Genomic DNA, 24,014 nt, shown 5'->3' on the forward strand with positions numbered 1-24,014 from the left:
TGTATTGTGATAGAGAGGTCAATCTTCAATGGTGTTATATACAAGTCCTTTTTTATAAAACTAAGTTCTTAACTGTGATGAGGGGAGTTTGATAATAGTCAAGCTGGCTTCTTTCTTATGAGCGTAAGTTAGTATGACTTATTGCTAGAAGGAATTAGTATCATGGCATACAAGCACTTTATTAGAGAACTACTGGGTTTAGCGATTGTTGTCTCTGTCGTCTTTGGCGTATTAGGCGTGATGTTAGAGCTCTTTGCACTGACGGCACTTTGGGAGCATCAGCAAACGATAGCCGATGTTTTCTTCCATGAATCTCTCTACTTCATCGTATTTTTAATTCCACCATATTTCCTCTGGAAGTTGATTAACCGTCCTGAATTGGTTTCTGCTGACCAAGCTTATTTGGCAATGAAGTTAGAGGCTGAAAGTCGACAATGAGTCGATTTAGTGAGTAATGAAAAGAAGAGGCTATGAGAAAACATTAGCCTCTTTTCTATCTGATTCGTGGGCAAAGTATTCGTTGCTTTATTGATTAAAAAGCTGCTTCTATTGTGCCTTTGAACGTACGATCGAGATAATCACGAATTGCTTGAGATTGGTAAATAGAAACGAATTTTTTATACGCTTCATTATTTTTGTCTGCGTCACGAGTAGCGATGACCATGACGGCCAGCGGTGCGTCTTTTGCTTCAAGATAGATACTTTGTTTCTTCGGGTCTAAACCAGAAGACATTACGTAGTTCATTGTGATCGCAGCCGCGTCTACATCATCCAATGTTCGTGGTAACTGGGCGGCATCTACCTCGACAAATTCAAACGACTTTGCATTTTTTGTAATATCAGTTAGGGCGGCTTTGTGGCCAACACCTTGTTTAAGCTCAATTAAACCTGCATTGGCGAGTAGCAATAGACCGCGACCACCATTAGTTGGATCGTTTGGAATTGCTATGCGTGCATTGTTTGGAAGCTCTTGCAATGAGCGATACTTGTTAGAATAAAGTCCCATGCGCATCAGAATGGATTGACCAATCGACACTAATTGGGCGTCATGACTATTGTTGAAGTTGTCTAAAAATGGTTGGTGCTGATAGCTGTTAATGTCGATGCTACCATCGCTAAGCGCGGCATTGGGTGTCACGTAATCAGAAAACTCGATGACTTCTACATTCAAGCCTTGCTTCGCTGCTTCCTTCGCTACTGCTTCAACTACTTGAGCATGAGGCCCTACGGTTGCTCCCACTTTAATGACAGAGTTATCTTTTTCTCCACAAGCACTTAAGCCAACTACTGCCGTGAGAACCAAAGCTAGTTTCTTTAGGTGACGAATACTTTTCATTGTAACTCCATTTTTGTTTTAGACGTCTATACGTTTACATGTCCATCCTATCAGAAGTCGAAAAAGGGTCAATGGTTTAAATAGCGAGCAGACATTTTGTTTCTACGACTATATAGAAGCTTGGTAATAAGCGAAAAGAAAGAGAGGGTAGAATCGAGGAAGATGATAAGTTTGAAGTTGTTGAGGATATGAGCAACGAATTACTACACACACAACTGTACCCAAAGTCAGCAGACACAAAAAAGGCGTAGTAGGTACTAACCTGCTACGCCTTTCGAAATTTGGTGGCCCCTCGCAGACTTGAACTGCGGACCAATCGATTATGAGTCGACTGCTCTAACCACTGAGCTAAGGGGCCTTAATAGGACAACGATTATAGGGGAAGCGTTGCAAGGTGTCTAGATACCAACTAGGGCAATTGCGCTTAGTTTTTATCCACTTAGCACAGTAGATAATAAAAAAGGTGACCTAAAGTCACCTTTTTTGATTTCTAAAAGCTTGTATGCGCTGCGATTATTCGTCTAGGAAGCTGCGCAGAGTCTCTGAGCGGCTTGGGTGACGAAGTTTACGTAGTGCTTTTGCTTCGATCTGACGGATACGCTCACGAGTAACGTCGAACTGCTTACCAACTTCTTCTAGAGTATGGTCAGTGTTCATGTCGATACCAAAGCGCATACGAAGTACTTTCGCTTCACGTGGCGTTAGACCTGCAAGCACGTCTTTTGTCGCCACTTTAAGGCTAGTTGCAGTTGCAGAATCTAGCGGCAGTTCTAGCGTTGTATCTTCGATAAAATCACCTAGATGCGAATCTTCGTCGTCACCGATTGGTGTCTCCATTGAGATAGGCTCTTTAGCGATTTTCAGAACTTTGCGAATCTTGTCTTCTGGCATCTGCATGCGCTCAGCCAGTTCTTCCGGTAGTGGCTCACGACCCATCTCTTGCAGCATTTGACGAGAGATGCGGTTTAGCTTGTTGATCGTTTCGATCATGTGTACCGGGATACGAATCGTACGTGCTTGGTCCGCGATTGAACGAGTGATTGCCTGACGGATCCACCACGTTGCGTAAGTCGAGAACTTGTAACCACGACGGTATTCGAACTTATCTACCGCTTTCATCAGACCGATGTTACCTTCCTGGATAAGATCCAAGAACTGTAGGCCACGGTTGGTGTATTTCTTCGCGATAGAAATTACAAGACGCAAGTTCGCTTCAACCATCTCTTTCTTCGCACGGCGAGCTTTTGCTTCACCGATAGACATACGACGGCTGATGTCTTTAATGTTTTGTACGTTTAGAGAAGTCTCTTCTTCAATCATTTTTAGCTTAGCGATTGAACGACGGATTTCTTCTTCGTTACGTTTGATCTTTTCAGCGTATGGCTTGTCTGAAGCAAGAACTTCATCCAACCAAGCTTCACTTGATTCATTACCAGTGAACAGCGCGATGAATGATTTCTTCGGCATTTTGCCGTATTCAACCACAGACTTCATGATAAGGCGTTCTTGAGTACGAACGCGATCCATAGCAGTACGCAGTTCATTCACTAGGTGATCAAACTGTTTAGGCGTTAGACGAAACTCGCGGAATACGTCTAGCATCATTTCATTAGCAACGGTCGCTTTCGGGCTGTTATAGCCGTACTCGTTGATTGCTAATTGAAGATTTTGATAGGTGCTGCGTAGTTGGTTGAATTTCTCTAGCGCTAACTCTGGATCGATACCTACATCTTCTTCAGAATCATCTGAATCGTCATCGCTATCTTCGTCGTCATCAACGTCTTCATCGTCTTCTTCTTCTAACTGAGATTCAGTTAGTTCAGAACCGATGTGTGTTGCCGTTGGTGCAGCGGTGTCGTCAGCATCTGGGTCTACAAAACCTGAAATAAGGTCAGTAAGACGCAGTTCTTCAGCTTGAACTTTGTCAAATTGCTCAAGAATGTACGGAATCGTACCTGGGTATTCAGCAACAGACGATTGAACTTGGTTAATACCTTCTTCAATACGTTTTGCGATGTCGATTTCGCCTTCGCGAGTTAGAAGTTCGACAGTACCCATTTCACGCATGTACATACGTACTGGGTCTGTGGTACGACCAATCTCACTCTCTACGCTAGACAGTGCAGCGGCTGCAGCTTCGGCTGCATCTTCATCGGTAATATTTGTGTCATCGTTCAGTGCTAAATCATCAGCATCAGGAGCAGTTTCTACTACCTTAATGCCCATGTCGTTGATCATCTGAATGATGTCTTCTACCTGTTCTGAATCTACGATTTCAGCAGGTAGGTGGTCATTTACTTCGGCGTAGGTCAGATAGCCTTGTTCCTTGCCTTTAATAACAAGTGACTTTAGCTGTGACTGCGGATTGTGATCCATAGACGGTATCCAACTTCGTAATCTGGTGAAGGAATCAGTATGCGAAATGCAAACCACTTACTATAACAAATTAAATCGTTGCTGACTAATTAAACAGGGTTACGCTTTTAAATCTAGCATAAGTGCTAGCAGCTCCCTTTTCTCTTCGGCTGATAAACCGACACTTCTTGCTTTGGCCTGCAGGTTTTCAATTTGTTTTTCTACGCACTGGGCAATAATTTTATCCAGTGAGTCTAAAAATATTTCTTCTTGGTTGTCCTCATCGAGTGGAATGTCCCAGCTCGCGAGACGAGACAGAAGGGTCTCATTTTGGCTGTTTCGCCAATGCTCTAATAATTGGCCTGTGTTGATATGGGGATGCGCTTGGCATTTATCAAGTACATCAACAAATAAACTTAGACCAGGAATGGGTAAATCTCTAACGCTAGTTAGATCTGGCACCATACTTACGTATTGTGGGTTTTGAATCAGTAACGCGATCACTTCTCGCATCGGCGTTCGCTTGATTTCTTTATGAGGTTGAGGCCTTTTATCCTCTTTACCTTGTTTTGAAATTAGCTGCTGTAGTTGGCGTTCATCAACCAAACCCAAACGGCGGCCAAGCAGTTCTCTCAAGTATAGTCTTAAAGTGCCGCCAGGGACTTTGTCGATGAGAGGAACAGCAAGGGTACTCAGTTTTGCCATGCCTTCTTTCGTGCTCATATCGACTTGCTGAGTCAATGAGCTGAACATGAATTCAGACAAGGGCATCGCATTAGACACTTGTTGTTCAAATGCTTGTTTTCCGTTTTGTCGGATATAAGAGTCGGGATCTTCTCCATCCGGCAAAAACATGAATTTTAACTGGCGACCATCAGTTAGGTAAGGCAATGCATTTTCCATTGCACGCCACGCGGCTTCACGACCTGCGCGGTCACCGTCGTAACAACATACGACAGTGCTTGTTTGCCTGAATAATACTTGCAAGTGATCGCCCGTTGTAGAGGTACCCAATGAGGCAACGGAATAATCTACGCCATATTGAGCAAGCGCGACAACATCCATATAGCCTTCAACCACTAAAATTTGTGGTGGCTCACGGTACGCTTGTAGTACTTCATAAAGGCCATACAATTCTTTACCTTTATGAAATATCGGGGTTTCGGGTGAGTTGAGATATTTCGGTGTCCCATCACCTAATACTCGACCACCAAAGCCTATTACTCGGCCGCGTCTGTCTCGAATAGGAAACATCACTCGACCACGGAATCGGTCGTAGCGGTTGCCTTTATCGTTTTCAATCAACATGCCGCCTGTGACGAGCATGTCTTGGTTTTCTTTATTCTGGCCAAAGTTCTTACGAACTAAATCCCATTCATCAGCCACATAGCCGATGCCAAACTTCTGGACGATTTCACCAGACAGGCCGCGATCTTTTAGATACTCAATCGCCACTTTACTTGCTGGCTGCTTGAGTTGGTTACGATAAAATTGAGCAATGCTGCCCATTAAGTCGTATAGATTACGTTTTTCACTGCTGCTTGCTTGTGGGCCTGACTGGAACGAACCATTACCGCCGCTACGTTGTTCGCGAGGAACATCTAAGCCCAAGTATGAAGCGAGTTCTTCAATGGCTTCGACGAATTCTAGCCGGTCGAATTCCATCAAAAAGTCGATGGCATTTCCGTGCGCACCACAACCAAAACAATGGTAGAACTGTTTTTCTTGACTGACGCTGAATGACGGCGTCTTTTCGTTGTGGAACGGGCAGCATGCGCCGTAGTTTTTGCCTTTTTTCTTAAGTTTCACACGTGCGTCGATGATATCGACAATATCAAGTCGAGCTAGAAGGTCATCGATAAAACTGCGAGGGATGTGTCCAGCCATAAAACCTAACAAAAAAAGAAGATGATGAGTGGAGTGAATGCTTTAAAAGAATAAGCGTGTTGCTCACTTATTTCATTCCATTCGTCCAGATACAAACAAGCCGTGCGTTCCAAAGGATAGCACGGCTTGCTGCAATTGGGTGGGGTATCTTAAGCCAGTTTAGCGCGAACTAAACCGCTTACTTTACCCATATCTGCGCGCCCTTGAATTTGCGGTTTCAGAACGCCCATTACTTTGCCCATGTCTTGCATGCCAGCTGCGCCAGATTCAGCAATCGCGTTCTCGATAAGAGCCGCTACTTCTTCGTCTGTCAGTGGTTGAGGCATAAAGTCCTCAAGAACGGTAATTTCTGCTTGTTCCGCATCAGCAAGATCTTGACGACCCGCTGCTTCATACTGCGCTACAGAATCGCGACGTTGTTTAACCATTTTGGTCAATACTGCAAGAATGTCGTCATCGTTCAGAGTGATCTGCTCGTCAACTTCACGTTGCTTGATTGCTGATAGGGCTAAACGAATAGTACCAAGGCGCAATTTGTCCTTGGCTTTCATCGCTAATTTTTGCTCTTCTTTGAGTTGATCAATCAGAGCCATAACTAAATTCCTTTTGGAGCTCAGTTATTAGTACAGGCGAACGCGACGAGCGTTTTCGCGAGCTAGCTTCTTAGCGTGACGCTTTTGAGCTGCTGCTTTAGCGCGTTTGCGAACTGTAGTTGGTTTTTCGTAGTGCTCACGACGACGCACTTCAGAAAGGATACCTGCTTTTTCGCAAGAGCGCTTGAAACGACGTAGAGCAACGTCGAACGGTTCGTTTTCACGTACTTTAACTACTGGCATATGCCTTTCACCTCAGGGGTTATTCGTTAACGCTGGCATTCAACAGACCAAATCACAATTGTTTGGTCTCTTACCAGCTTGATCAAAAATGGTGCGGAATTTTAATCCGATCACAACTACTTTGTAAAGCCTTTTGTCGATTATTGTCTGTACAAAATTTGTTTGCAGCACCAAGGCGAGGTAATATGACGCCCAAATTTCCTCTATATAGAAAGCATACTGAGAAAACCATGCGCATTATCGGTATTGAAACCTCTTGTGACGAGACTGGCATCGCGATTTATGATGATGAAAAAGGTCTGCTGTCACACAAGCTTTACAGCCAAGTAAAACTGCACGCAGATTACGGTGGTGTGGTGCCTGAGTTGGCTTCACGCGACCATGTGAAGAAAACCATTCCTCTTATTAAAGAGGCGTTAAAAGAAGCGAACCTCACTTCAAAAGACATTGATGGTGTGGCGTACACCGCTGGCCCAGGTTTGGTTGGGGCGTTATTGGTTGGCGCAACCATTGGTCGCAGTATTGCTTACGCTTGGGGAGTGCCAGCGGTACCTGTTCATCATATGGAAGGTCACCTGTTGGCTCCAATGCTAGAAGATAACCCACCGCCATTCCCGTTTGTGGCAGTGTTGGTGTCGGGTGGTCACTCGATGATGGTCGAAGTGAGAGGCATCGGTGAGTACAAAATTTTGGGTGAGTCAATTGATGATGCGGCGGGCGAAGCGTTTGATAAAACAGCGAAGCTAATGGGTTTGGATTACCCAGGCGGCCCGCTGTTGTCTAAACTGGCAGAAAAAGGCACGCCGGGTCGTTTTAAGTTCCCGCGCCCAATGACTGATCGCCCTGGCTTGGATATGAGTTTCTCTGGCCTGAAAACCTTTACAGCAAATACGATTGCTGCGAATGGCGATGACGAGCAAACTCGCGCAGACATCGCTCTGGCATTTGAAGAAGCCGTGTGTGCAACATTGGCGATTAAATGTAAACGCGCGCTTGAGCAAACAGGTATGAAGCGTATTGTTATTGCTGGTGGTGTGAGTGCTAACCGTCGTTTACGTGCAGAGTTAGAGAAGCTAGCGAAGAAAGTTGGCGGTGAGGTTTACTACCCACGAACTGAGTTCTGTACGGATAATGGTGCGATGATCGCTTACGCTGGTATGCAGCGTTTGAAGAATGGCGAAGTGGCCGATATGTCGGTAGAGGCTCGCCCACGTTGGCCGATTGACCAACTGACGCCAGTCGCTTAATCAAACTTATGCGGTAGGTTTGAAATAGATTCACTACGATAAAGGTCTCTGTTCATCAGAGGCCTTTATTTTTAGCTATTCAATGAAAAGCTTCGTTTACATTCTGACTGATGCGAGCAGTTTGGTATCGTTTCAGTGATAGGATAGTGCGGAAGAATAAGAAATGGATATAACAATGAATAAGTTTGAAATTGAAGGTCAGCAACTTGCTTACCTTGATAAAGGTGATGGTCCAGTATTACTGTTTGGTCACAGTTATTTGTGGGATAGCCAAATGTGGGCGCCACAAATTGAAGTTTTAAGCCAGTCATATCGTTGTATTGTGCCAGATTTGTGGGCACATGGTGAGTCAGAAGCGGCCCCTGCATCGACAGAGTCATTAGTTGATTATGCACAACATATGTTGGCGTTGATGGATCATTTGGATATTGAAGAGTTTTCTGTGGTGGGCTTATCTGTTGGCGGCATGTGGGGAGCGGAACTGACGGCTCAAGCACCGCAACGTGTGAAATCACTGGTATTGATGGATACCTTCATTGGTTGGGAGCCAGAAGTTACATATAAGAAGTATTTTTCAATGCTTGATACTATCAGCCAAGTCCAAGCGGTGCCTGCGCCAATTATTGAAGCTGTCGTGCCATTGTTTTTTGCTGATAACGCTGAGCAGGTGAATCCTGAGTTGGTCGCTGCATTCAAACGCAGTTTAGAAGACCTCAACGGTGAGCGTGCGGCGGAAGTGGCTCGCATTGGTCGTATGGTGTTTGGTCGCCGTGATGTGATTGAAGATTCGGAAAAATTTGCTCTGCCGACGTTAATTGCAGTGGGCTGTGAAGATAAGCCTCGCCCGGTTTTCGAATCGTATTTAATGAAAGACTGTATCACGGGCAGTGAGTTGGTAGAAATTCCGCAAGCGGGACACATCAGTTGTTTAGAACAGCCGGAGTTCGTCAACCAAATGTTGTTGAACTTCCTGAATCGAGTTCATGCATAACCAATGCATCCCTCTTTAAACGAAAAACTCGGCATTAAGCCGAGTTTTTTTGTGTCAGTTTCTTTTCGCCGATTTTTGGCTCGTCGCCAGACAAAAGCCGCCGAATATTTTGATGATGCTTAAATACGATTAAGCAACACAGCATAGCAACAGGTAACGTGTATTGCGGTTTAAACATCCAAGTATAAAACGGAGTGACCAAAACCGTGACGAGAGCCGCTAAGGATGAATAGCGGAATAGCGCGGCTACTGACAGCCAAGTTAACATCACTAATCCTGTTAAGTCCAAACCAATTGGAGCGATAGCGCCAAGCGCGGTTGCAACACCTTTTCCGCCTTTAAAGTGGAAAAAGATGGGGTACATGTGCCCAAGACAGGCAGCAATGGCGATGACGCCAAGAATGATAGGGTCGATACCAAGAAAGTATCCGCCCCACACGGGGATGGTGCCTTTGAGCATATCGCACAACAAGACTGAAACAGCGGCTCCTCGTCCGCCAATACGCAATACGTTCGTTGCTCCAGGGTTGTTGGAGCCTACACTGCGTGGATCTGGCAGTTTTAAGAGTCGACAGATCAAAACCGCACTGGAAACCGAACCCAGTAAATAGGCGGCCATTGTCATTATCAGTGCCAGTGCGTCCATAGAAGTCCTTGATGGATTGGAATTTAATGCTCGGTTCCCGCGTAGTTGCTATCATACCTCGAATTCACATAATGCAGAAATCCTCACTGTGATAGAGCTTGCATTATGTGATTTCTTGTATATAAAGATGCTTTCGCAGTTTATACCTAAGTAACATTGTGATGACCCAAGTAAATGTTACTTAGGTATAGAATACTACGATCAAATTACCCCTCACGGGTATCCGACCTCTGTAATAGAAGGACATAAGATGGCTCTGGATAAAGTTTTTATTGAACAATTAGAAGTAATCACCACGATTGGCGTGTACGACTGGGAACAACAAATTAAACAAAAGTTGGTTCTGGATATCGAAATGGCGCACGACAACAAGCCTGCGGGTAAAAGCGATGATGTGCAAGATGCGTTGGATTATTCACAAGTGAGTGAGGCGGTACTGAGCCATATTGAAAATGGTCGTTTTCTGTTGGTTGAACGTGTAGCCGAAGAAGTGGCAGAGCTTATCATGCAGCGTTTCTCTGTGCCTTGGGTGAAAATCCGTTTAGCAAAACCTGGTGCCGTGCCACAAGCTCGCGCTGTTGGTGTCGTGATTGAGCGAGGTCAAGCATGATCACCACCTATATCGGTGTTGGTACGAATGTAGAAAGAGAGCAACATGCGCTCGCTGCGTATCAGGAGTTGCTACAGCTTGGAGAAAGTCTCCTCGTATCGCCGGTATATGAATGTGAACCTATTGGCTTTAGCAGCCAGAACTTCTACAACTTTGTCGTTGCAATGCGTACCGAGTTGTCATTAGAAGAGTTGAGTCATCAGCTGCGTGAGATTGAATTTAAGTGGGGACGCGAAGAAAATGCGCAAAAGTATCAGGATCGAACACTGGATCTCGATATAGTGTTGTTCGGTGAATGCGTCTCCAAGAAAAAACCTGAGCTACCTCGCAGTGATATCTACAAATATCCTTTTGTCACAAAGCCTCTGTATGATCTCGAACCTCAATTAGTGATCCCAGGCGATGGACGCACAGTCGCAGATATTTGGCATGCAATGCAGCCAGTCGATTCACTCAAACCTGTTTCTTTTTCATTTTTAATTTGAGTTGTTTACATGAGTTATTTTGAAGCCTTTATTCTGGCTCTGATTCAGGGTCTGACAGAGTTTTTGCCTATTTCGAGCTCTGCCCATTTGATCCTGCCCTCCGCCATTTTGGGATGGGAAGACCAAGGTCTAGCTTTTGATGTTGCTGTTCACGTCGGTACATTAATGGCGGTAGTGATCTATTTTCGCCATGAAGTGATCACTCTGTTCCAGGCATTATTTGCTTCGATCTTTAAAGGAGATCGGAGTAAAGAAGCAAAACTTGCTTGGATGATCGTGATCGCCACGATTCCAGCTTGTGTGTTTGGCTTGTTGATGAAAGACATCATTGAAGTGTATCTACGTAGCGCTTATGTCATCGCGACCACAACGATCGTATTTGGTTTGTTGCTTTGGTGGGTAGACAAAAACGCTAAGTTGGTTGCGGATGAATACCAAACGGGTTGGAAGAAAGCCGTGTTTATCGGTATTGCTCAAGCCTTAGCGATGATTCCTGGAACGTCGCGTTCAGGGGCGACCATTACGGCTGCACTTTACCTTGGCTTTACTCGAGAAGCGGCTGCGCGCTTTTCATTTTTAATGTCGATCCCCATCATTACATTGGCTGGTAGCTACTTGGGCATGAAGCTAGTGACCAGTGGTGAACCTGTCCATATTGGTTTCTTACTGACTGGTATCATCACATCGTTTATCAGTGCGTACATCTGTATCCACTTCTTCTTAAAGATGATTTCACGCATGGGCATGACACCGTTTGTGATTTACCGTCTGATTCTAGGTTTCGGCTTGTTTGCGTTCTTGCTTAGCGCCTGATAACGCGACGGATTGGCAGCTTGCTTAACCGCAAGCTGCATACCTAAACCACAACGTCATTCTGAACAGCGACGAAGGAGCGAGATTCAGAATCTTCTCTCCGAGTTTCTTGTGGCGTTGGTCACTTCTAAAACTTCCCTGCGTGCTGATATTAGATTCCTAGTCTCGCTAAGGCCCGCTGGAATGACCTGGCATGAATACAATTCGGTTAATTAATCTGAGCTCAGATCACTTATTCAAAGCGACTCTTACCGCTTCAATCCGTCTCTTTTCTTGTTCATCACGTATTGCCGGGCCTTTAAATCCATCCTTAATGATGCTCTGAACATCTACGGCGGCTGCGGCTTGATAAGCGCGGGTAAAAATCTCAGCTTGAGGATAAGGCTTCTCTTCTAACCCTTTTCGACCTGCATGGTCAGCCTGACAACATATTAAAATATCTTCTAAGCGCTCAGCTTTGCGCCACACATCGAATTTGTTGAGCATTTTTATGATGGTTTGCGGCTTTAACTCGGCCGCACGATGGATATTGGAGTGCTGTTCGCACACCATCAAGGCTAAATCACGAAACTCATTCGGTACACGGACACGCTCGCATAGCTTTTTGATCAGTTTTAATCCTGTATGACAATGCATTTTGTGGCTTGGCCATTCGCTCTCTGGCGTCACCCCTTTGCCCAAGTCATGCACTTGAGCGGCAAATCTGACGGGGAGTGAGTCACTCAATCTTGCGGCTTGCTCTGCCACCATCAAAGTATGGATGCCTGTATCGATTTCTGGATGCCATTTTGCTGGTTGAGGCACGCCAAATAGTGCATCAATTTCAGGTAAAACAACGGCCAATGCACCACAATCTCTTAGAACCGATAAGAAGATATCAGGGCGAGGGGTGGAGAGGGACTTATGCCATTCTTGCCAAACACGCTCGGGAGTCAGTGTGCTCAGCTCCCCAGATTCTGCCATGTGGCGCATTAACTGCATGGTTTCGTCGGCAACCGTAAAGTCTAGATCAGCCAGCTTGGCAGCAAAGCGAGCGACACGTAAAACGCGTAGAGGATCTTCGACAAAGGCGTCTGAGACATGGCGTAGTAGTTTATTATTGAGATCTTTCTGGCCGCCGTAAGGATCATGGAGCTTACCTGCATCATCCATTGCCATTGCATTAATGGTTAAATCACGACGAATTAAATCTTCTTCTAAGGTGACACTTTGATCAAAGAAACACTCAAAGCCAGTGTAACCAGAGCCTGATTTTCTTTCTGTTCGCGCAAGTGCATGTTCTTCTTTGCTTTTGGGGTGCAAAAATACAGGAAAGTCTTTACCAACGGCGGTGTACCCTTGGGACAGCATCGTCTCGGGAGTCGCACCTACGACCACCCAGTCGTTGTCATAACTATCAATTCCGAGCAATTTATCTCGAACTGCGCCACCTACTAAATAAACTTGCACGAATTACCTCTTAATTTATTGATATGTCGTTGGACATTGTAGCAAGCAATGGTACTTTTCTTTACTCCCGAGAGTAGATGCAGCTATGTTTATATTATATCTGACTATTCCCTGGTGGTTTTTTAGCTGGAGAGCCTAATGTATAAGGACTTTTTTGGGTTTGTAGAACAACCATTTTCGATTGTTCCAAACTCGCGTTATTTGTATTTAAGCCAACGTCACAAAGAGGCAATCACACATCTCCAAGCCGGGCTAGGCGATGGCGGTGGTTTTGCTATGCTTACTGGCGAAGTGGGTACAGGCAAAACGACCGTCGCAAAAGCGATGCTGGCGAATTTAGGTGATAACACCAAAGCGGGTCTGATCCTAAATCCCACGTTTTCGAGTCGAGACTTGCTCGAAGCTATTTGCGATGAATTCAAAATTACTTACCCGCCAGATGCAAACCTCAAACAGCTAAACCAAGTGATTCACAAATACTTGCTGCGTAATTATCGCTCAGGCTGGCAGACATTGCTGGTCATTGATGAGGCTCAACACCTTGCTGCCGACGTTTTAGAGCAGTTACGTTTGTTGACCAACTTGGAAACCGATACCAGAAAACTGCTCAAAGTGTTGTTGGTCGGACAGCCTGAATTACAGCGGTTATTACAAACGACGCAACTACGCCAGCTCGCTCAGCGCATTACTGGGCGTTATCACTTGTTGCCGTTGGATGAAAAAGAGACAGAAGATTACATCGCGTTTCGATTACATACGGCAGGTGGTGACCAGCAACTGTTTAATCGTGCTTCTTGTAAACTCATTGCCAAATACAGTCACGGCATCCCGCGCTTGATTAATCTTATCTGTGATAAATCTCTCAACATCAGTTATCACCAAGGTAATGTGGTGGTGGATAAGCAAACCGTTCAGCAGGCCTGTGAAGAGGTGATGCAGTTTCAGGCAGATATTTATCAGCAAGATAAAAAAGAGCGCCGTACTTTCCGCTGGCCTGCTTGGGGCTCTGTTACGGTGGGTCTTATTGCTGCATTAGGTACGGGGTGGGCGGTCGTTAATTATATGCCAGCTCAAGCAACGTCAGTGTTGGCACAAGTGACCGCACCAAGAGAGGAGCCAACGCCAATAGTCGTCAACCAACAATTGACAGATGATCAGCGTGACTTATTGTTAGCACAAAAACAGTCGAATCTCGCCGTGAATGATTTGTATCGTTTGTGGGGTTATCAAGCATCGGTTCGCGACAATCTTTGTTTATCAGAACCCCAATCGACCATACGTTGTGAGCGTAAAATGGCGACCTGGCCGCTGCTGATGCAACAAAATCGCCCTGTAATTTTGGAGTTGAATTATCAAGGTGATGTTGGGTATGTCATTTTGTACGCCGTCGGTAATGACAAAGTCGAAGTGCTCAATGGCAAGCAGCGTCTGCGTCTGCCTATTTCGTGGCTAAAGCCGATGTGGCAAGGCAATATCATTGAACTGTGGCAAGCGCCGTTGAAAGAGACATTACGTTTAGACATGGAAGGCCCTGCGATCGAAGTATTAGACCGACTATTAGCAGAAGCGGTAAGTGAGCCACTGCTTGAAACGTCTATTTTTGATGGTGCGATGAAAGAGCGCGTTGAGTTATTCCAACGTTGGCAAGGTATCGGGGTCGACGGCATTGCAGGTAAGCGGACGCTAGATCGTCTTCAACAAAACGTGCAGCCAGATGCGCCTCAACTGGCACGAATCGAGAAGGAGGACGCATAATGTCAGCCATGAAACATATTGGTTTGTTCTTGTTGCCGATCACCGTTGCTGCAATCGGAGTTGCTTGGTATTTAGATCTCCTTACGCCTCATGCTGAAGCTAGTACTTCCGCCCCTGAGGCTAAGATGGAAGCGGAACAACCGTTCAAAGCATTGGACTATCCTGAAACTACTCAGTTGGCGCAATTGCCAAGAGAGTGGCCAAGTGCAGAGCTGTCTCGTGATTTTGGTACGTTTGCAACATCTGATGAATACGTGAGTAATACAGCAAACAAAGACGAGATAGAAACATCTGTATCAACTCAAGGCACTTCAGTCGTTGAAGAGGACCTAGGTTTGTCTCTGGATGATCTTGACTTGTCCTCATTATCTCCTGATTTGGCGCGAAAGGTCGAAAATGCGTTATCCCGAGATGATGCGCCTTCACCACAAACGGTGCGCGTGAACGATTTAGAGCGCAACGCTCACCAATGGCAAGGGCGTTTACCTGCGCTCAATTTGCAAACTCACATGTACGCCAGTGATGAAAATCGCCGCTGGGTGAAAATTAACAATGTTGAATATCATCAAGGAGACGTTGTTGATGGGCAGGTCACATTAAGAGAAATACAACCGCAAGCGGTGATTGTCGAGTTCCAAGGTGAGCAAATTCGTATCCCAGCGTTGTATGAGTGGGAAGGGTAGCCGTTTTTTATAGTAAATCATCAAGCCAGCGAGGTCATGTCGCTGGCTTTTTTTGTTTCTCATAAGGTCTTTTTTCATCTATTTGAGTGATGATTTTTAGGGACTCACACAAGCTAAATATAGCTTTTCTCAGTTGTTTAAATTACATCAATATCAGTCATGTATTAGTAGAATGACTCCAGTCAGCGTTGTGTAAAAAAACGCCATATTGACGAACTTCGTCATCACGACCTGGTCCACGTTAGACCCCATGAAATAACAGGAGTCTACACAGAGACACATGCGTATTCTGATTTTTTCTTTAAGTGTTGTTGCGTCGTTAAGTTACGCAGCAAAGCCAACCCCTTTCCCTATAACACCAGATAATAACGGACAAGATTTTATGGTCAGCGCGACTAACCCTTACGTGAGCAGCACTGGTTATTCAATATTGAAAGAGGGCGGGAACGCCGTTGATGCCATGGTCGCGATGCAGATGGTGATGTCTGTAGTTGAGCCAGATATGACGGGAATTGGCGGCGGTACTTTCGCGCTGTTTTATCAACATGACAAGCAGAAGTTTTTAGCCCTTGATGGGCGAGATGAAGCGCCGTCTAGCGCTCACCCTGAGATGTTTATTGAAAATGGGAAAGCACTCAGCCGCGATGAAATTTTGGGGCCTCGCTCCGTTGCGGTACCGGGCACCTTACGTCTGCTTTGTTCCACTCATGAGCAATACGGCAAATTACCATGGTCTGAGTTGGTTCAACCTGCGATTAAGCTCGCGCGTGATGGGTACGCGATGAACAGCTATACCTATGATATCGTCGTGCGAGAGCAAACGCGTTTGGCTCGCGACCCAGAAATTAAAGCCTTGTATTGGCAAGATGATGAAGTGAAGCCATCAGGGACGTTAATGAAGAACCCTAAAATGGCTGAGACGCTAGAGAAAATAGCTCAGCAAGGCGATCGATATTTGTATGGTGGTGCACTTGGTCAACATATTGTTGATACGGTGAATCGTCGTATTAACGATCAGCATGAGAAATTGTCGTTAGAGGACTTTAAAAACTATCAGGTTAAATCTCGCGATATTATTGAAAGCGATTATCGAGGCAGCAAAATTGTTTCGTTTGGTTACCCGGCCTCTGGCGGTGTGATGGTTGCTCAAAGTCTGAAATTGCTGGAGCCGTACGATATATCTCAGATGGCATTAACTGATGTAGAGCCTTGGCGTTTAATGACTGAGGCGATGCGCTTAGCAAAAGCCGATCGTATTGCGTATGCCGGAGATCCGGATTATGTGGAAGCACCAGTTGAACAACTGTTATCTAAAACCTATTTGGACCAGAGACGTGATTTAATCCCTGATAATGGCACCTCGAAAGAAAATCCAAAAGCCGGACAGATAACGCAAACTCAGTATGCGCAATATCAAGGCTTCGAGAGCAAAGATACAGGGCACATTTCTATCGTTGATAGGGAAGGTAATGCGATTGCTATGACCAGCACCGTTGGCACGGGAATGGGATCTGGTGTCATGGTTGATGGCGTTATCTTGAATGCACAAATGGCAAACTTTTCACCTCAACCAACGCTTAACGGTAAGCCTACTCAAAACTCGATTGAAGCGGGTAAGCGTCCACGCTCAGCCATTACGCCATTGATAGTGATGGACGGCGATGGCAATCTGCGCTTAGTGGTCGGCTCGCCGGGCAGTTCGCAAATTCCGGGGTATGTACTCAAAACCGTGGTTGGGGTACTGGATTGGAAGTTATCAGCGCAAGACGCCATTGACCTACCAAATATCCAGTACGGCACCAAGATAGACCGCACTAAGCCGTATGACCCAACAGGGTTGCTAGTGGAGAAGAAAACCTTCGCAGAAATGTTGGTGCCGGAGTTTATGGCGCTTGGCTACCCAGTACACGTTATTCCAGTGGTAAGTGGTTTGAATGCAATTGAGCTAAAAGATGGCAAGCTTTATGGCGCAACGGATCGTCGTCGAGCGTCTAGTTCAATGGGTGAGTAGTGCTGATTTCCGTAAAACTAAGCAAACAAAAAAGCCAGTCGAATATCGACTGGCTTTTGCATTCTTTTTTATAGATAAAAGGGCGAAGGATTTATGCCCAACCTGCAGGTGAACGTTTTCTACGAGGCATGACATGCGGAAGAATCAAACCAAATAGCAAACCTAAACCTGCAACACCGCCGCCATAAGTGAAGTACTTAAGCAGCATGTCGTCTTTTTGTGTATCCAGTTTAGCGCGCAGCTCGCGGTTTTCTGTTTCAACAGAAGTAAGCTGGTCGCTGATCTCAGAGTATTTATTCTCAAGATCGGAAATTTGTTGGTTACGCGTTTCTAGAGAGGTAACAAGGCCGGCTTTCTCTGCATCAGAAGTTTTACGAGCGTTAGCAAGCTGCTCTTTCACTTCTGCTAGCTCTTTCTCAATGCGAGGAAGGCGAATCGCCATGCTTTCTTGGTTTGTCACAAACTTGCTTTGTACCCAACCAGTACGACCGCGGTCATCACGAACTTGCGTATAGCCAGTATCTCGGTTGGTTTTAATCAGTTGTACTTTAGAACCGGCGTTAACACTACCAATAATACGGTAGGTGTTATTTGGACCTGAGTGCATAAAAGTGAAGAGGTCATCAGAAATATAACGGTCTGCTGCTAGGGCCGCTGGCGCTGCTAGCAAAGTAAACAAAACCGTGATGATTAGTTTTTTCACAGTAAATCCCTTAACGATTTTTCTTGGAGACAGCGTTGGCACCGAATGATTGGAGCCGGAAATAGACGAATAGTATGCAGTTTCAAACTTCGGTGCAACAAAGAAGGGAGGCAAAGCCTCCCTTTCTGTGCGTTTGAGTCAATAATGACAAAGCGCTTACATTCTATTGACGAGTGTCTTAAGCGAACATCGCTTGAAGTCCGTAGAAGAATACAACGGCCAATAGTGCACCTGCTGGTAGTGTAACGATCCATGATGCCACGATGTTACGAACCACGCCCAGGTTTAGTGCCGCGATACCACGAGCAAAGCCAACACCGAGAACCGCACCAACCAATGTTTGAGTGGTTGAGATTGGCAGACCAGTACCAGAAGCTAGAACAACAGTACAAGCGGTTGCTAGCTGAGCTGCAAAACCACGGCTAGGAGTTAGCTCAGTGATACCTGTACCAACGGTTGCCATTACTTTGTGACCCAGTGTCGCAAGACCGACCACGATACCAATACCACCAAGAGGTAGAATCCACCAAGCGATGGTGCTTTTCGTGCTTATTTCGCCCATGTGTTCAACAGTCGATACTACAGCAGACAGTGGACCAATGGCGTTTGCAACGTCGTTTGAACCGTGTGCAAATGCCATTGCACAAGCGGTGATAACCATCAGAACGCTGAAGATACCTTCCACGCCAGAAAAGCTGCGGTCTTCTTCGCGATTAGCGAATTTTTTCTGGATGTATACGTAGCCGCCAACCATCACGAGTGCTGAAACTGCTGCTGCCCACATCCAAGCTTCGCCATTGGTTAGGTGAAGACCAACGTGTTTTAGACCTTTTTTGATAGTTACAAGTGCAATCACCATTGTTGTGATGAACATGTAAACAGGAACAAAACGTTTGGCGTTGAATAACGGGTTCTCAGTATCAAAAATCAGACGTTGTGCGCTGACAAAGATAACGTAAGCAAAGAAACCTGAAATCACTGGTGTAATAATCCAGCTACCAACAATGCCTTGAACGCTGCCCCAGTCAACCGCTTCAGTACCTACTGATACGCATGCAAAACCAATGATTGCACCGATGATTGAGTGAGTCGTAGATACTGGCCAGCCCATGTAAGAGGCAAGAAGTAACCATGTACCCGCAGCCAAAAGAGCAGACATCATACCGTAGACAAGAACGTCAGGTTGACTAGCAAATAAAGAAGTTTCGATTACACCTTTACGGATAGTGTCGGTTACTTCACCGCCTGCAAGGTAAGCACCTGCAAATTCGAAGATCATCGCAATGATGATAGCTTGTTTTACGGTTAGCGCTTTTGAACCTACTGATGTACCCATCGCATTAGCAACGTCGTTCGCGCCAATACCAATCGCCATCATGAAACCAAAAATCGCTGCAACAATAATCAGGACAGTGCCGTAGTTCGCAAGGATATCCATCGTAATACCTAGTTGTTTTATAACAAGCGGAACAAAATTTTACGCGCGCCAAACCATAAGACGATGAAAATAGTCATCGTCCCTATGACACGTGTTCATTATGCTCTTCGTTATGTCGTTAACTTTATGTTTTAAGATCGAGATAGCATGACTTCCAAACGAGCACCTACGCGCTGCGCTTGGTCGGCAATACCACCTACCCATTCAAGAATCTTGTACAAGAACATGACATCGATAGGGTTCATGTCAGACTCAATCGCCATCAACTGTTGACGAAGTTCAATCTGCATAGCATCGGTATCATCTTCGATGACATCTAATTGATGAATCATTTCAGCGACGAGCGTCACTTCACGACCTTTGAAGCCGGTTTCTAGCAATTCATCAAGTTCATTGATTACCTTTTGCGCCTGATCGGCCGCATCAAGACAACGTTGAACGTAAGCGAGGAAGTTTGGTTGGAGAGCCTCAGGAATGACAAGTTGACGACCATATACACGGCCAGCAATGTCTTTTGCCAGGTTTGCAAGTTTGTCCTGCTGAGTCAGAAGCTCAAGCATGTCAGTACGGTCTACTGGCATGAACAAACCGCGAGGCAGTTTTAGACGGATTTCACGTTTCAGCACGTCCGCTTCTTTCTCTAGGTGAGAAATTTGTGCACGGATTTCAGATGCTTTTTCCCAGTCACCCTTTGAAGATACTTCAAAGAATTTCACCAAGTGTGAACAACATTCGTTGACACACACAACGTGGCGTTGCAAAGGCTTAATTGGGGACTTTGCAAATAACCCCATAATTGTATTTACTGGCATGGTCATTCAACCTAATAACTATAACCTTAAAAAAACATACACCATTTCTGAGTGCTTGGCGAAATGTTGAACGATGGCTATAAAGGCGCGCATGGTAACGCATTAAATCGCTCATTAAAACTGTTTTAGATCATCATTCCGGCGATATTTCTCTCTTGCCGTGCGAGAAATTACGCAATATCCTGTTTCTATCTGCTTTGAAAGGTATAGCTATGGAAACCGAAATAGAACTGAAGTTTTTTGTTTCTCCTGAATTTTCAGAAACTTTAAAAGAAAAAATTTCTGAGACAAAAGTACTTCAGCATAGTTGTCGTGACTTGGGTAACACCTACTTTGATACCGCCGATAAATGGCTGAGAAAGCACGACATTGGTTTAAGAATTCGCCGTTTTGATGATGTATTCGTCCAAACCGTAAAGACAGCAGGACGCGTCGTCGCAGGCTTACATCAAAGACCAGAATACAATGCTGAGCACACTAGCGACGAGCCTAATCTGTCGCTTCATCCTGTAGACATTTGGCCGCCAGGTAAAGACGCAGCAACGCTGCAATCTGAGCTTATGCCGTTATTCTCGACCAACTTCACACGTGAACAGTGGCTGATTGGCATGCCAGACGGTAGCCAAATAGAAGTGGCGTTTGACCAAGGTATGGTCGTCGCCAAAGGTGAAGATGGGCAAGAGAAACAAGAACCGATTTGCGAAGTTGAACTGGAACTTAAATCGGGCCAAACCGATGCCCTATTTACACTAGCACGTAGCTTTTGCGAGCAAGGTGGCATGCGTTTGGGTAACTTGAGTAAAGCGGCGAAAGGCTATCGACTTGCAAGTGGCTATGCAGGTGATGAAGTAAAATCGTTGGCGCTTGTGGACAGTAGCCCGACGGATACCGTTGAATACTGCTTGATCAACTCTTTAGAACACGCCCTATCTCACTGGCATTATCACGAGCAAATTTATGCTGAGCGTGACAATGTGGAAGCGCTACGTGAAATCAGCAATGCCATTCGTTTTATTCGTCAAACATTGACCATTTTTGGTGGTGTTGTCCCTCGTCGCGCGAGTGCGATTCTGCGCCAAGAGCTTAAATGGTTGGAAGAAGAACTGAGTTGGTTGGATGAGCATGCACACCTTGAAGAGCTCTTAGATGACAAAGGCAATGTGCTGCGTAAGTTGGATGCGCGTAAGTTCTTAGTATCTGAGTTGACTCAGCAGTTACAAGAGCTGCCAAGCCGTGAAGAAGTGCTAGGGTTGCTCAATTCCGCGCGTTACACCGGGTTATTGCTGGATCTTAGTCGCTGGATCTTAGCGCGTGGCTGGCAGCCGTTTCTTGATGAAAAAGCGCGCGAAAAAATGGCAAGTAATATCATGCCGTTTTCAGTCACTCAGCTCGATCGCACTTGGGCAGAACTAATGGAAGCTTTCCCAGCAGAGCGCGACCTGACGGCGCAAGAGTACGTTGATCAGCGCTATCGCTTGCTGCGTAACCTCTATACCGGTATTGGTTTCGCGAGTCTATATAACTCGGATGAGCGTAACAGCTTCCGTTTGCCATGGGCGGATCTGGTGCATGGTATTGATGATCTGCTAATGCTGAACCACTTACTTCCGTTGGTAGATATGTTGGAAGACGCAGAAAAAGAGCAGTTAGAACGCTGGTTGCACCGTCAAGAGCGTTCAATTTTGCATGCAATGGATCAAACCCGAGCGATCAGTGTGGAAGTGCAGCCTTATTGGCGTGAATGATCGTTCTGGTGATAAGGACAAAAAATAGGACCGCATGGTCCTATTTTTTTGTCTCTGTTTTACGTTGTTGTAGCTCTTTTTCCATGAAATCGAGTCGTTCTAGTATTTGCGCTTGTTGGCTTAGGAGCTGCTCGAGCATACGTTCTTTATTGATTGAGCTGTGCGTCTGTTGTTTCGTCGGGGCGGTAAGAATAGAGGTGATAAGACCCGAAATCATACCAAAGATCCCCACACCACAAACAATGATGATGACGGCTAAAAACTTTCCTACTGAGGTCACCGGATAATGATCGCCGTAACCAACGGTTGAGATCGTTACGAATACCCACCACAAAGCATCGGCGCCAGTGCGAATATTTGCTTCTGGGTTTTTCGCTTCGATAAACAGCATGGCACTAGAACCGAGCGTAATGAGGATCACCATCAACAGTAATATTGAGGCGACCGTGGTTTCGCGGCGGTTCTCTTTGAGCTGATGCAAAATGAACTTCGACGAGCGCAGTACTAATACCACTCGAAGAATATGAAAGATACGAGCAAAGCGCAGTGGCTCTATTAATGGGATGCTCGCCACGAAATCTATCCAATGGCGTTTAAGAAATAACCACCGATCTGTGGACCGGATCAAATCAATGGTGAGCTGTAATAGAAAAATACTACAGATTATGAAATCCAGACCGATAAGAACTTGACGGGTTTCGTGATCGATCGGGAAAAACAACAAGCCAGAGATCACAAATAGTGCCATAAAAGACAATATTAGTGACAACAGGCCCATCGGTCGTGTGCTGTCTTTGATATCATTGTTTTTCATACGAAGCTCGAAATAAATCGCGTAACCACGCTAAACGCGAACATAACTATAAGTAATATAAAGATTATAGATAAAGACTATATAAGACTCGGTGGAGAACTGACAATGGAAAAGCTGGCATTTAAGCCATGGGAAAGGGTCATATCCGACATTCGACTGGTTCCTAAAATGGTCATGTTGATGGTCTTCAGTACTGTCCTGATAGTGGCAAAACAACTGTGGGACGCGAACACCTTTTACGATTCACTTTTAGCGGCGACACAAAACGCGCAAGTTGCCCAACAGCATTACGAAGCATACTTAACGCAAGTTGCTTGGCAAACCGCCTTATTGATTGTGGTTTTTGTCGTGCTCTTATTAGCGGCGGCTAGAGTGATGCTGCGTCAAACGCAGTATCTGAGCGACGCAATCAAACTGATGGCGAGCAAGAACCTCTCCGTGCCATTTGGTATGGATTGTAAAGATGAATACGGAGACGTGGCACGTGAATTAGAAAAGACACGTCGCCAATTGCACGATGTGATTCAAATGCAAATTAATGCTTCTGATGAGTTATCCACACTCACGGAAGTGATGACGCTGAGCATGTCGGAAACGAAGGAGTCGGCGCAAGAAGAGTTTAACGAAATTGATCAACTTGCGACGGCCATGAGTGAAATGTCGTCGACGGTACAAACCGTCGCGGAACATGCCCAGACGGCGTCTTCTCTTACAGAGCAAGCTTCCGCACAAGCGATTTCTGGTCAACAGTTCTTGCAAAGTACGATGGCGAAAATGAGTGAACTCTCGTCGGACATCGCTTCATCGGCACAGGCGGTTAACCAGGTCGAAGAACGTGTTGAATCCATTGGTAGTGTTGTGGGTACGATTCAAGGTATCTCTGAACAAACTAACCTGCTTGCACTGAATGCGGCTATTGAAGCTGCGCGAGCTGGCGAGGCGGGTCGTGGTTTTGCGGTGGTTGCAGATGAAGTTCGTAACCTTGCACAGCGTACACAACAAGCGACGGTAGAAATTCAAGAGATGATTGCTCAGCTGCAAACCAGTGCAGAATCTGCTGTAGAACTCATGGAGAAAAGCGTAGTGGAAGCGGCCGATGGAAACGAGCTGGTTTCTAATGCTGGATCTGAGCTCGATGGTATTGTTGGGCAAGTGACGCAAATCAATGACATGAACTTCCAAATCGCGACGGCGTCTGGTCAGCAAAGCAGTGTTGCAGAAGAGATGAGTCAAAACCTCACAAATGTACGTGAGCTGGTGGAAGCCTCGGTTGTGGTTGTGACAGAGCTGCTAGAAACTTCTGAAATGATGCAAAATAATGCTGGCGAGTTAGATAAGAAGATCAAATCTTTCCAAGTTTAATATTCCATCCAGAACTTTTGATAAAACGCCCACAAA

At 45.5% G+C, this 24,014-nt stretch carries 22 protein-coding genes and 1 tRNA gene; 11 read left to right on the top strand and 12 right to left on the bottom strand.

The window, feature by feature from the left end; genetic code table 11:
• Nucleotides 1-162: 162 nt before the first annotated feature.
• On the top strand, nt 163-438 hold the full coding sequence (locus P4S59_RS02260) for a hypothetical protein (protein WP_005383040.1): 276 nt from the start codon (nt 163-165) through the stop codon (nt 436-438).
• Nucleotides 439-532: 94 nt separating this feature from the next.
• Here P4S59_RS02260 and P4S59_RS02265 read toward each other — a convergent pair whose 3' ends face one another.
• The 6 genes from P4S59_RS02265 to rpsU form a co-directional block, all read right to left on the bottom strand.
• Nucleotides 533-1,336, bottom strand: coding sequence for a MetQ/NlpA family ABC transporter substrate-binding protein (locus P4S59_RS02265; RefSeq protein ID WP_226421544.1), 804 nt, complete (start codon nt 1,334-1,336; stop codon nt 533-535).
• A 282-nt stretch (nt 1,337-1,618) separates the two neighbouring features.
• Nucleotides 1,619-1,694, bottom strand: a tRNA-Ile gene (locus P4S59_RS02270).
• 155 nt (nt 1,695-1,849) lie between these two features.
• The gene (gene rpoD / locus P4S59_RS02275) at nt 1,850-3,712 is read right to left on the bottom strand and encodes an RNA polymerase sigma factor RpoD (RefSeq protein ID WP_005395986.1); all 1,863 of its coding nucleotides are present in this window, start codon (nt 3,710-3,712) and stop codon (nt 1,850-1,852) included.
• A 99-nt stretch (nt 3,713-3,811) separates the two neighbouring features.
• Complete coding sequence (gene dnaG / locus P4S59_RS02280) at nt 3,812-5,578, bottom strand: DNA primase (RefSeq protein WP_005379719.1); 1,767 nt, start codon at nt 5,576-5,578, stop codon at nt 3,812-3,814.
• 149 nt (nt 5,579-5,727) lie between these two features.
• Nucleotides 5,728-6,171 (bottom strand): GatB/YqeY domain-containing protein, encoded by a 444-nt coding sequence (locus tag P4S59_RS02285; protein WP_005395984.1) that lies wholly within the window; start codon nt 6,169-6,171, stop codon nt 5,728-5,730.
• 27 nt (nt 6,172-6,198) lie between these two features.
• Nucleotides 6,199-6,414: a 30S ribosomal protein S21 gene (gene rpsU / locus P4S59_RS02290; protein WP_001145625.1), complete on the bottom strand. Its 216-nt coding sequence runs from the start codon at nt 6,412-6,414 to the stop codon at nt 6,199-6,201.
• Nucleotides 6,415-6,644: 230 nt separating this feature from the next.
• Between rpsU and tsaD the strand changes: the two genes are divergently transcribed.
• Together tsaD and P4S59_RS02300 are read left to right on the top strand one after the other, a co-directional pair.
• Entirely contained in the window at nt 6,645-7,661 is a 1,017-nt protein-coding gene (gene tsaD / locus P4S59_RS02295) for a tRNA (adenosine(37)-N6)-threonylcarbamoyltransferase complex transferase subunit TsaD (RefSeq protein WP_046874179.1), read from the top strand.
• A gap of 175 nt (nt 7,662-7,836) precedes the next feature.
• Nucleotides 7,837-8,652 carry an alpha/beta fold hydrolase gene (locus tag P4S59_RS02300; protein ID WP_337167935.1) on the top strand — a complete coding sequence of 272 codons (816 nt, stop codon included), beginning with the start codon at nt 7,837-7,839 and terminating at the stop codon, nt 8,650-8,652.
• Between the two features lie 34 nt (nt 8,653-8,686).
• Here P4S59_RS02300 and plsY read toward each other — a convergent pair whose 3' ends face one another.
• On the bottom strand, nt 8,687-9,298 hold the full coding sequence (gene plsY, locus P4S59_RS02305; RefSeq protein ID WP_005379857.1) for a glycerol-3-phosphate 1-O-acyltransferase PlsY: 612 nt from the start codon (nt 9,296-9,298) through the stop codon (nt 8,687-8,689).
• Nucleotides 9,299-9,548: 250 nt separating this feature from the next.
• Between plsY and folB the strand changes: the two genes are divergently transcribed.
• From folB to P4S59_RS02320, 3 genes are read left to right on the top strand one after another with little or no spacing between them, the layout of a single operon-like run.
• Nucleotides 9,549-9,908: a bifunctional dihydroneopterin aldolase/7,8-dihydroneopterin epimerase gene (folB, locus tag P4S59_RS02310; RefSeq protein WP_005395977.1), complete on the top strand. Its 360-nt coding sequence runs from the start codon at nt 9,549-9,551 to the stop codon at nt 9,906-9,908.
• On the top strand, nt 9,905-10,393 hold the full coding sequence (gene folK / locus P4S59_RS02315) for a 2-amino-4-hydroxy-6-hydroxymethyldihydropteridine diphosphokinase (protein ID WP_012841141.1): 489 nt from the start codon (nt 9,905-9,907) through the stop codon (nt 10,391-10,393). Before folB ends, folK begins: the two co-directional genes overlap by 4 nt.
• Before the next feature lie 9 nt (nt 10,394-10,402).
• On the top strand, nt 10,403-11,206 hold the full coding sequence (locus P4S59_RS02320; protein ID WP_006743204.1) for an undecaprenyl-diphosphate phosphatase: 804 nt from the start codon (nt 10,403-10,405) through the stop codon (nt 11,204-11,206).
• Nucleotides 11,207-11,434: 228 nt separating this feature from the next.
• Here P4S59_RS02320 and P4S59_RS02325 read toward each other — a convergent pair whose 3' ends face one another.
• The gene (locus P4S59_RS02325) at nt 11,435-12,655 is read right to left on the bottom strand and encodes a multifunctional CCA addition/repair protein (protein WP_337167936.1); all 1,221 of its coding nucleotides are present in this window, start codon (nt 12,653-12,655) and stop codon (nt 11,435-11,437) included.
• Nucleotides 12,656-12,793: 138 nt separating this feature from the next.
• Here P4S59_RS02325 and P4S59_RS02330 point away from each other — a divergent pair, with 138 nt between their 5' ends.
• From P4S59_RS02330 to ggt, 3 genes are all read left to right on the top strand, one after another.
• Complete coding sequence (locus tag P4S59_RS02330) at nt 12,794-14,410, top strand: ExeA family protein (RefSeq protein ID WP_337167937.1); 1,617 nt, start codon at nt 12,794-12,796, stop codon at nt 14,408-14,410.
• Nucleotides 14,410-15,093, top strand: coding sequence for a general secretion pathway protein GspB (locus P4S59_RS02335; RefSeq protein WP_337167938.1), 684 nt, complete (start codon nt 14,410-14,412; stop codon nt 15,091-15,093). Before P4S59_RS02330 ends, P4S59_RS02335 begins: the two co-directional genes overlap by 1 nt.
• 280 nt (nt 15,094-15,373) lie before the next feature.
• Nucleotides 15,374-17,104 carry a gamma-glutamyltransferase gene (ggt, locus tag P4S59_RS02340; RefSeq protein ID WP_074192028.1) on the top strand — a complete coding sequence of 577 codons (1,731 nt, stop codon included), beginning with the start codon at nt 15,374-15,376 and terminating at the stop codon, nt 17,102-17,104.
• A 91-nt stretch (nt 17,105-17,195) separates the two neighbouring features.
• Here ggt and P4S59_RS02345 read toward each other — a convergent pair whose 3' ends face one another.
• From P4S59_RS02345 to P4S59_RS02355, 3 genes are all read right to left on the bottom strand, one after another.
• Complete coding sequence (locus P4S59_RS02345) at nt 17,196-17,807, bottom strand: TIGR04211 family SH3 domain-containing protein (protein ID WP_031780509.1); 612 nt, start codon at nt 17,805-17,807, stop codon at nt 17,196-17,198.
• 178 nt (nt 17,808-17,985) lie between these two features.
• A complete protein-coding gene (locus P4S59_RS02350) occupies nt 17,986-19,245 on the bottom strand; it encodes an inorganic phosphate transporter (protein ID WP_005395948.1) in 1,260 nt (419 codons plus the stop codon).
• 131 nt (nt 19,246-19,376) lie between these two features.
• Complete coding sequence (locus tag P4S59_RS02355) at nt 19,377-20,057, bottom strand: TIGR00153 family protein (protein ID WP_031780508.1); 681 nt, start codon at nt 20,055-20,057, stop codon at nt 19,377-19,379.
• Between the two features lie 212 nt (nt 20,058-20,269).
• Here P4S59_RS02355 and P4S59_RS02360 point away from each other — a divergent pair, with 212 nt between their 5' ends.
• On the top strand, nt 20,270-21,802 hold the full coding sequence (locus P4S59_RS02360; protein WP_337167939.1) for a CYTH and CHAD domain-containing protein: 1,533 nt from the start codon (nt 20,270-20,272) through the stop codon (nt 21,800-21,802).
• 40 nt (nt 21,803-21,842) lie between these two features.
• Here the strand turns inward: P4S59_RS02360 and P4S59_RS02365 are convergent, their stop codons facing one another.
• Entirely contained in the window at nt 21,843-22,616 is a 774-nt protein-coding gene (locus P4S59_RS02365) for a potassium channel family protein (protein ID WP_237309081.1), read from the bottom strand.
• A gap of 105 nt (nt 22,617-22,721) precedes the next feature.
• On the opposite strand from P4S59_RS02365, the gene P4S59_RS02370 reads away from it, so the two are divergent.
• The gene (locus P4S59_RS02370) at nt 22,722-23,978 is read left to right on the top strand and encodes a methyl-accepting chemotaxis protein (protein ID WP_005395942.1); all 1,257 of its coding nucleotides are present in this window, start codon (nt 22,722-22,724) and stop codon (nt 23,976-23,978) included.
• Nucleotides 23,979-24,014: the final 36 nt, after the last annotated feature.

This window comes from Vibrio sp. M60_M70 (genome assembly GCF_037162085.1).
GTDB lineage: Bacteria > Pseudomonadota > Gammaproteobacteria > Enterobacterales > Vibrionaceae > Vibrio > Vibrio diabolicus.

Excerpts from the sequence above, each read along its gene's own strand:
- rpsU (WP_001145625.1), bottom strand. The coding sequence starts at position 6,414 with ATGCCAGTAGTTAAAGTACGTGAAAACGAACCGTTCGACGTTGCTCTA.
- rpoD (WP_005395986.1), bottom strand. The coding sequence starts at position 3,712 with ATGGATCACAATCCGCAGTCACAGCTAAAGTCACTTGTTATTAAAGGC.
- P4S59_RS02330 (WP_337167937.1), top strand. The coding sequence starts at position 12,794 with ATGTATAAGGACTTTTTTGGGTTTGTAGAACAACCATTTTCGATTGTT.
- P4S59_RS02265 (WP_226421544.1), bottom strand. The coding sequence starts at position 1,336 with ATGAAAAGTATTCGTCACCTAAAGAAACTAGCTTTGGTTCTCACGGCA.
- P4S59_RS02335 (WP_337167938.1), top strand. The coding sequence starts at position 14,410 with ATGTCAGCCATGAAACATATTGGTTTGTTCTTGTTGCCGATCACCGTT.
- P4S59_RS02350 (WP_005395948.1), bottom strand. The coding sequence starts at position 19,245 with ATGGATATCCTTGCGAACTACGGCACTGTCCTGATTATTGTTGCAGCG.
- ggt (WP_074192028.1), top strand. The coding sequence starts at position 15,374 with ATGCGTATTCTGATTTTTTCTTTAAGTGTTGTTGCGTCGTTAAGTTAC.
- folB (WP_005395977.1), top strand. The coding sequence starts at position 9,549 with ATGGCTCTGGATAAAGTTTTTATTGAACAATTAGAAGTAATCACCACG.
- P4S59_RS02355 (WP_031780508.1), bottom strand. The coding sequence starts at position 20,057 with ATGCCAGTAAATACAATTATGGGGTTATTTGCAAAGTCCCCAATTAAG.
- P4S59_RS02320 (WP_006743204.1), top strand. The coding sequence starts at position 10,403 with ATGAGTTATTTTGAAGCCTTTATTCTGGCTCTGATTCAGGGTCTGACA.
- P4S59_RS02300 (WP_337167935.1), top strand. The coding sequence starts at position 7,837 with ATGAATAAGTTTGAAATTGAAGGTCAGCAACTTGCTTACCTTGATAAA.
- tsaD (WP_046874179.1), top strand. The coding sequence starts at position 6,645 with ATGCGCATTATCGGTATTGAAACCTCTTGTGACGAGACTGGCATCGCG.
- plsY (WP_005379857.1), bottom strand. The coding sequence starts at position 9,298 with ATGGACGCACTGGCACTGATAATGACAATGGCCGCCTATTTACTGGGT.
- folK (WP_012841141.1), top strand. The coding sequence starts at position 9,905 with ATGATCACCACCTATATCGGTGTTGGTACGAATGTAGAAAGAGAGCAA.
- P4S59_RS02360 (WP_337167939.1), top strand. The coding sequence starts at position 20,270 with ATGGAAACCGAAATAGAACTGAAGTTTTTTGTTTCTCCTGAATTTTCA.
- P4S59_RS02365 (WP_237309081.1), bottom strand. The coding sequence starts at position 22,616 with ATGAAAAACAATGATATCAAAGACAGCACACGACCGATGGGCCTGTTG.
- dnaG (WP_005379719.1), bottom strand. The coding sequence starts at position 5,578 with ATGGCTGGACACATCCCTCGCAGTTTTATCGATGACCTTCTAGCTCGA.
- P4S59_RS02260 (WP_005383040.1), top strand. The coding sequence starts at position 163 with ATGGCATACAAGCACTTTATTAGAGAACTACTGGGTTTAGCGATTGTT.
- P4S59_RS02370 (WP_005395942.1), top strand. The coding sequence starts at position 22,722 with ATGGAAAAGCTGGCATTTAAGCCATGGGAAAGGGTCATATCCGACATT.
- P4S59_RS02285 (WP_005395984.1), bottom strand. The coding sequence starts at position 6,171 with ATGGCTCTGATTGATCAACTCAAAGAAGAGCAAAAATTAGCGATGAAA.